This is a genomic window from Okeania sp. SIO2B9 (assembly GCF_010672505.1).
Classification (GTDB): Bacteria; Cyanobacteriota; Cyanobacteriia; order Cyanobacteriales; family Microcoleaceae; genus Okeania; species Okeania hirsuta.
In genome coordinates this window covers 1-7607 of the sequence record NZ_JAAHGK010000211.1, presented here as the reverse complement: position 1 = coordinate 7607, position 7607 = coordinate 1, and the positions used below count along the sequence as shown (strand labels likewise).

The window sequence follows — 7607 nt, the reverse complement described above, 5'->3', positions numbered from 1 at the left end:
ACTGGGCGCTGTGATTGACTCATGCTTTTACTTTACCAAGGTTTGTTTTTTTGTCAAGGGAACCGTGAGTCTTGAATTTTTCTTCTGAGAATTCACACTGCGATCGCCATTATACCTGAATCCTTACGTCAGGTAAGGGGAGCCGTCGGATTGGCGAGGTACAGGAATCAGGAGTCAGGAGGAAAGAAAGAAGAAAGAGGAATAGAAGGAGAAAGTTTTTTGTTTGCTGGCGCACAACGCATCCTATCGGAATGAAGGGCGCAAACTTTAACACGGAGCGCAGAAAGGAGTTCTATCGACCTCTTACCCGGACATGATATCATACCTCAAATCACCAATGCCAAAAAATTAAAAGTCGGTAAATTAATCTATAGCAACGAACAAGTTACTTAGGATATAGAGTGATAATGAACCTCAGACAGGGAAATGTTTTCCCCCAGATGAGCTGTTGCCTGTTGCCTGTTGCCTGTTATAAAACAGAAAGAGCCATTCTAGCTATATCTTGTAATGCTTTTCGGTCAGGATTAACTTTAGAAATTACCCGTAAACCTTGTAAGCAACAAGTAAGAAATCTGGCTACGGTAGTGCAGTTATGTTTCTGACTAATTTCACCTTTCTCTTGAGCTGTAGTTAAAGCTTTTGTAAGTGCATTTTCAATCTGTTGGATCTTGGCAGCAATTTGTTTAGCACTGTCTGGGTTATTGCCACCAAGTTCAACAGCAGTGTTTGTAATTAAGCAGCCTTTATGATCTTCATCTGTTACTGCAGAATCAATCATACCATAAAAGATATCTACAATGGTTTGTTTAGAAGCATCATAGGCCTCTAGCTTAGTAATCATAGGTGCTACAAGTCTAGAGTCGTAATAGGCGATCGCTTCTTGAAACAGAGATTGCTTATCGCCAAAAGTATCATAAAGACTGCCTCGGTTGATACCCATCTTATCAACTAAGGTTTGTATGGAAGTCCCCTCATAGCCATAACACCAGAAGGTTTGCATTGCCTTCATTAATACTTCATCCCTATTGAACTCTTTCTGCCTGCCCATTACCTTTGATTTTAACTGCTCATATTTTTAAGATAGCAATTCTGGAATGATTAGTCAAGTATTAATAATTTAGAATTTAGAATTTAGAATTTAGAATTTAGAATTTAGAATTTAGAATTATACCATTTTGAAAAAAGAATGTTACGAATAAGATGTCTACTAATTATCCGGACATGATATAAAGCACATTCCAAGTATATGAAGGAAGTACAGATATGAAAAATTAAATGTTCCTAGTGCGAGCATCTTGCTCGCTTCGAGGTGTACCTCATCTCCCCATCTCCCCCCACTCCCCCAGCAGGGCTGTTTCATTCTCGATAGACACGGGGACGCGGAGACACACCAGACACGGGGATGGAGGCTTTTAAGCGGCGTTGAACCAAATATTCTCTCAGAGCTTAAAGACGCTTATTGGCTCAAAAATCAGCAAATTTTGGCAAATTTTACCGAAATATTTTGGTTTAAAGCCTCCCCTTGATCGGGGATAATAAATGAAAATTTTCCTGTTCGTCAATCCTCTCCTTGAAAAGAAGAGGTAATTCTAAATTCTAAATTCTAAATTCTTGAAGGTTCCACTATCCCATAATCTCCTGTTCTCCCGCGCATCTTTAATATACAATACTTTAAAACAGCCCTGCCCCCACTCCCTTACTCCCTTACTCCTAACTGGGCAAAGTCCTCAGCATCTAATGGAGGAATGCTAGTTAAAGCCAGATTTTCTGCTACATGGTTAGGAGATTTCATGCCAACTAAGGCCGAAGATAAACCAGGCACACTGCGAGTAAATTGGAGAGCGCGTACTGCATCTGTTTTCAGATTTTCGCCAAGGTAATGAATAATGTTTTGGGGAAGTTGCATGAGGTTTTTAGCTTGGGCGATGGACGCACTAGCGATCGCATTAATACCCAATTGGTTTGCTGCGGTAATGGCAGGTAAAATTTTGCCGTCTACAGGTTGAGTAGGAGTGATAAATGCTTCTGGCATTGTCAAATTTACTGGCAGTTGAATAAATTGAAAGCGATCGCTTTTTCCACCTGCTACTTCTTGCGCAATAGATTTTGCTTTAGCTAAGTCTATGTGTTTTGCATCTGTTGGTGGCACTCGAAAACCTTGCCAAGTAGCTATTCCATAAGCAGTTATTTTGCCAGCATCAGCAGCTTTTTCTAACACTGCAAAAACAGCTTTCAGACGACGATAAAATTCATCCGGAGGAATAATTCCCAGTTGAGTTTCTGGATTATGTAAATAATAAATATCAATGGTTTCCACTCCCAAGTTTATTAAGCTGCGCTCTAGTTGGTCTTGAATATATTCTGGGTGCATACAGTGAATTCCTGCCACCATATCTGTCATTTGAACATTAAATTTGGAGTTATCTACATACTCTTGTTTAAACCATTTTTCTCTTTCTCGGTTAGGAATAAAACCGCCCTTGGAACAAATAATTAATTCTGCTCTCGATACTGTTTGTGATTCTATTAAATGAACAAGAGCTGCTTTAACACTCATTTCTCCATGTTGAGACCGATAATTAATAGCAGTATCTATTAAATTTATTCCGCTTTCTACCGATTTAATAATTGCTTCTGTGACTAAATTATCTGTTGTGGCATCTGATGTTCCAAGATATGTGCCGATACCTATTGAACTCATTATTAAGCTATTAATTTCTCGGAAGTGTTTTTGAGGACATTCTGTTTGATGGAGTTGAGCATAAGACTTAGTTGCTGCTATTGTTGCTTTTCCTGAAATCACTATTTTATTCCTTGATTTTTTTTCAGTTATTAATATCTTGAATACTGTTTTGCATTTATTAAAAAATCTATGTTATCCATCAATTAAACGCAAAAATAAGCCCCTAAATTTATTGATGGCACGGGAAATAATTGGTGAGGAAATAAACTGAATAATGAACCTGAGACAGGGAAAAATATTTCCCACTGTTGCCTCACACCGAGTTCGCTACCAAGTGTGTCTAACGTGCGTTGTGCGCCAGCTAAACAAAAAAACTTTCTCCTTCTATTCCTCATTTCTTATTCTTTCTTCCCTCCTGACTTATGACTTCTGACTGATGTCTAATAGACATCTCCAAAAATCAAAAATCAAATCAATTATCACACAGAAATTATCAATTATTTCTCCCTACTGCCTACTGCCTACTGCCTACTGCCTACTCCCTCTTTTCTAGAGATGTCTAATATTCATCAGCTCGTATTACCAATAATACTCTGGTAGTTTTATTGATATCTTCTGGTGCATCTGACAGCATAATCATACTTGTATCTAGATAGTCAATTTTCCAAACGTATTCTACATCATCCATGATAACTTTACCCCCATTATGTTCACCTTTAGGATCGTTTTCTGACGTAAAATTAGAAAAATCTTGAATTTCTTTAAATAGTTGTTTTTGCTTTTTTCTGGGTAATGCTAATACTTGCCTACTCATTTTGTAATCTCCTAAACTTTTATCCCCATTTCTAAAGCGATCGTTTAACTTAGCTATTGTTGTTTTTTTAACTTGTTCTTCTGTAGTTCTATTCCACAATTCTTGAGCAGAATATACTAAAGAATTGAATTTCTCAAAGACACTTCTATCCCAACATGAAACTGATTCAATTTTTGTTATTAAACTTGACCAATTTATTTGATTCTCAATTTTTATGGCTCTTTCGGGCTGAGGTTTATCTTCTATTAACAGTAGAGTTAAATATGGCATTTTTTGCAGTTTATATAGAGGAGAAGGTAAAATATCTCCACCATAATGATTAATCCAGATGTGATAAATATAATCATTTCCAGATAACCTGAAAAGTACATATAGTGGTGCAACAAATACAGAACCTACTTTTGTGATGAAAACTCCTGCTTTAGCAGTAACCTTTACAGAACTTTCTAAACTCCAACTTTTCCCAGGAGACACTTTTAATAAAAATAATGGTTCATAATCTGTTGTTAACCCTTTTCCTGTAGACAGAGGTAAAAAAATTTGATTTGTTCCAGAACGAGAACTAGTTAAAATCCAATTCCAAGTTGACGTACCTACTGGAGACTGACTAAATATCTTCAAAAAATCATCTGGTTGAGATTCATGGCATTGTTTACGTTGATTTAAGAGTTGTTTATTTCTGCTCATTTTTTCTATAATAGTTTGATTTTAAAGATTTTTTTAAGCTTCCATATTTTTATAGTTAACATTAACTGTGCCTTAATTTTTCGACTTTGATTGGCACTTGAAATAAACTATAGAATAGCAATTTACTTCTTAAATTTTATAATAGCTTAACTACAGAAGAAAGAAGAAAGTAAAAAAATTAATTAAGATTTCAGTTGATTTTGGCTACTAGATTTTATGATGACCAGTTTTCTACCTGACTCTATGTTGAGTGTTTTGGCCAGAAGTTCCTGTTGATGAACTTAGTTGAAGTAGTAAAATTTTCTCTTAGTGTAGGTATTAAGTATTACACAGTCGATGGTAGATGAAAAATATGAAAATTTTGGAAAAATATGGGTTCAAATTTATTTGGTTGATTTAGGTCAGTAACACAACTTAAAACTTGATATTTTTATACATAGCTAAAACTTATAACTACAATTTCATTTAATCATTTATAAATCATGGTATTTATTAATTGATTTTATGATTATTTGCATATAACTATTTTTAACTTATTTGTTTGATATATAATTTTTGATAAACTAAGATAAAAAAGTTTTTGGCAATTATCTTTAGCCAAAAACTTACTGGGATAAGTAAGTAATGTTTCAAAAAAAATCTATATTTTCTTAATGTAAGCTATCAGCTATCAGCTATCAGCTATCAGCTATTTTTTAGTTTTAGATCAAAGCTTTATTAATTAAGTCAGAATTAAATCTGACTACAAAAGCTGACTTTAAAGTCTATATTAATTTCTACTCCCTCTTTAAGATTGGGATCTCATTGCTGAAAGCTGACAGCTAATAGCTGTTTGCGCAGCAGTCCGCAGGAAATGCTTACTTCTTAATAGATTGGCGATCTAGCAATCCTAAATAATTCGTGATAAGTACTTGAGTAATTGTAGCTATTGACAAATTAATTCTTTCTCCCTACTCCCTACTCCCTACTCCCTACTCCCTATCTTTCTCCTCACTCCCCTACTCCCTCACTCCCTCACTCCCCTACTCCCCTACTTCCCCACTCCCAACTTACAGAGGTGATGGGCAAACAGACAAATAAATAAATTTGGGCATCGTCATCTTTTATACTTCTCAATTGCCCATCGCCCATCACCAATATAAAATTTAGTTAATCATCCATACTATCTATACTGAGGGGCACCATATCACCATTATTCGTAAGTCCTAATAACATCGATTCATTTGCTCGTATCACTTTGCCAGTAAGCACACATCGTTCCTCCTGTTGGGCCGTTGCAGGAAGACTAGCTCGAATATCCGAATGGGAAAACTGTGGCCGATAATCTCCAGACTTTTGCTGGACATAGTTCCAGAGGATATCTCGAATCAAAGCTTGATAGCCCTTATTATTAGCCAGTCTTTTCAACCTATCCTTTAACTCCCTTTCCAAACGGATGCTAGTAACTTCCATATCAGTAGTTGAAGTTCTAGGAATTGTGTACATGATTTTTTTTCTCCTTAATTTTTAGGTAGACATCTCTGTAATATTAGTGTAGTATAAAAAAGGTTAGATTTGAAACCCAACTTTTTGAGAGCCTTCCTGTGAACTATTCATTTATTCAAGCCATCCCTCTGTCAGAAAACAACCTATTTGAAGGTTGTAGGACTATTTCATGGCTGATGTTGGGAGAAATATTATGTAATGGAAATGACTTTGGCATTGATTATGGAGGTTTGGAGCTACTCGAAAAATTTAATCATATTTTTCAGATTGAAGGGCCAAACATTAGGTCAAATCAATTTCTCAGAAGCGGGAGGTACAGACCAAAAAAATCTGTACATAAGTCAGACTAAAAGGTATAAAAATCTTTTTTCTAGCCCCCGCTTCCGAATAAGTAGAAGCAGGGGTTGTTAGTTTTAAATAGGACCGGGAAATATAAAAATAAAATTAATTTTTGAATTCGGACAATTAAAAAGCATTAAGCATTTCAGTAGTTCAGCAATCAGCGGTCAGCTTGGCGCAGACTGCTCCGTAAACAGATACCTAATTATATTCACAAATTTTTAGGCTGAAGTACTGAAGTGCTGAAGTGCTAATAGCTAATTAATTGAAAAACCAGTTGCTATAAAAAATCTAAAATTTTAAATTTAGGAGGTAAAGCAGTGACCAGCATGACTCAAGTATTAAACCAATCTGTAGTCGTATTTTCTCAGAACTACTTACCCATGACCCGCGTAAATATCAAGCGGGCGATCGCTCTGCTGGTGACTGGCAAAGCTGAACCTCTAAATTTTGATAATGGTAGTGGCTGGGCTGTGCGTTCTCCTAGTTTGGTCTTATATGTGCCGGAACAAATTCGCCTAACGATGGCCTCCCAAGAACGGGTGTGGAAAGTTCCTCCAGTCAACCGCAGGGAAGTGTTAAAGAGGGATCATCATCGTTGCCAATATTGCGGGGCTACTAAACGTCTCACCTTAGATCATGTTATTCCTCGGTCTAGGGGTGGTAAACATAGTTGGGATAATGTAGTTACGGCTTGCGAAAGGTGCAATGCAATGAAAGGTAATCGTACTCCTGCTGAAGCAGGGATGAAATTATCACACCAACCGAAAACACCAATACATCCGACTATTGCATTTGCTGAACAGTTCTGGCGCGAACGACAACACGAGGTTTAGAAGCTCTTATTTTTTTACTGAAGCAGACCTAAAAAGTTGTCTATAAGTTTCGTTAGTTCTAGGAAGTAACTAGAGCTAAATTTTGATGTCGTTATTTTGAGCAGAAAATAGTCAAAATAATATCCTATATCAGTTCACTTTCACTTTAAAGATGTCAAAAATAGTTTCAAATTACATAAGTGAAATAATTTCCTGAAATTACTGTGGCAGCAAAGTTTGGAGTCTATAAAATCTAACTTTTGACTTTTGACTTTTGACTTCCGTGAAACGGTATTTTGACTTTTGACTTTTAACTTCCGTGAAACGGTATTTGCGCCAGATGTTCCTAACAAAACTAATTTCAATAACTGCAAAGAGTTTTGAGTTTTGAGTTATAGATTACAGTACTTTTGAGGGTAGTGAGGTACAGTTATAAGATTTATTTATTCCTATATTCCCTGTTGCCTGTTGCCTGTTGCTTGTTGCCTAGAGCAATAAAACTTTGTACCTCATGCACTAGAAAACTGCTGTAATTACTCAATAACATCCGAAGCTCTTCCAATTAAAAAAGGAGAGACCACCGGGAATGCTAAAGTTAACTTATACTGAATCTGGCTTTTATATGGAGCGTTTGGCTCAATCTCCCGAACAGTTGATAGCACTGCGGGTAATCTTGGCTATGCGAGTTGGTCAAAAAATTGTAGTTGAACCAAGTTCTGCAGCTTTTTTGCTACCTGTAAATTTACCTGAGTTGTCGATGTTGGAGATGGCTATGCAAAAGGAA

The 7607-nt window shown here is 36.3% G+C and carries 7 protein-coding genes; 3 read left to right on the top strand and 4 right to left on the bottom strand.

The features are described 5' to 3' along the window. Positions 1–469 precede the first annotated feature (469 nt). The 4 genes from F6K13_RS10050 to F6K13_RS10035 all read right to left on the bottom strand — a co-directional run bounded on the left by F6K13_RS10050 (position 470) and on the right by F6K13_RS10035 (position 5669). Positions 470–1048 (bottom strand): TetR/AcrR family transcriptional regulator, encoded by a 579-nt coding sequence (locus tag F6K13_RS10050; RefSeq protein ID WP_124144705.1) that lies wholly within the window; start codon positions 1046–1048, stop codon positions 470–472. Between the two features lie 648 nt (positions 1049–1696). Beyond that, a complete protein-coding gene (locus F6K13_RS10045) occupies positions 1697–2803 on the bottom strand; it encodes an aldo/keto reductase (protein ID WP_124144706.1) in 1107 nt (368 codons plus the stop codon). A 439-nt stretch (positions 2804–3242) separates the two neighbouring features. After that, positions 3243–4184 carry a DUF3768 domain-containing protein gene (locus F6K13_RS10040; protein ID WP_124144707.1) on the bottom strand — a complete coding sequence of 314 codons (942 nt, stop codon included), beginning with the start codon at positions 4182–4184 and terminating at the stop codon, positions 3243–3245. A gap of 1149 nt (positions 4185–5333) precedes the next feature. Beyond that, complete coding sequence (locus F6K13_RS10035; RefSeq protein ID WP_124144708.1) at positions 5334–5669, bottom strand: ribbon-helix-helix domain-containing protein; 336 nt, start codon at positions 5667–5669, stop codon at positions 5334–5336. A gap of 98 nt (positions 5670–5767) precedes the next feature. Here F6K13_RS10035 and F6K13_RS10030 point away from each other — a divergent pair, with 98 nt between their 5' ends. The 3 genes from F6K13_RS10030 to F6K13_RS10020 all read left to right on the top strand — a co-directional run. After that, positions 5768–6019 carry a hypothetical protein gene (locus F6K13_RS10030; RefSeq protein ID WP_124144709.1) on the top strand — a complete coding sequence of 84 codons (252 nt, stop codon included), beginning with the start codon at positions 5768–5770 and terminating at the stop codon, positions 6017–6019. 318 nt (positions 6020–6337) lie between these two features. Further along, positions 6338–6844 carry an HNH endonuclease gene (locus F6K13_RS10025; RefSeq protein WP_338043174.1) on the top strand — a complete coding sequence of 169 codons (507 nt, stop codon included), beginning with the start codon at positions 6338–6340 and terminating at the stop codon, positions 6842–6844. 565 nt (positions 6845–7409) lie between these two features. Beyond that, positions 7410–7607 (top strand): alr0857 family protein (locus tag F6K13_RS10020; RefSeq protein WP_353735651.1); only part of this gene is annotated, 198 nt, incomplete at its 3' end.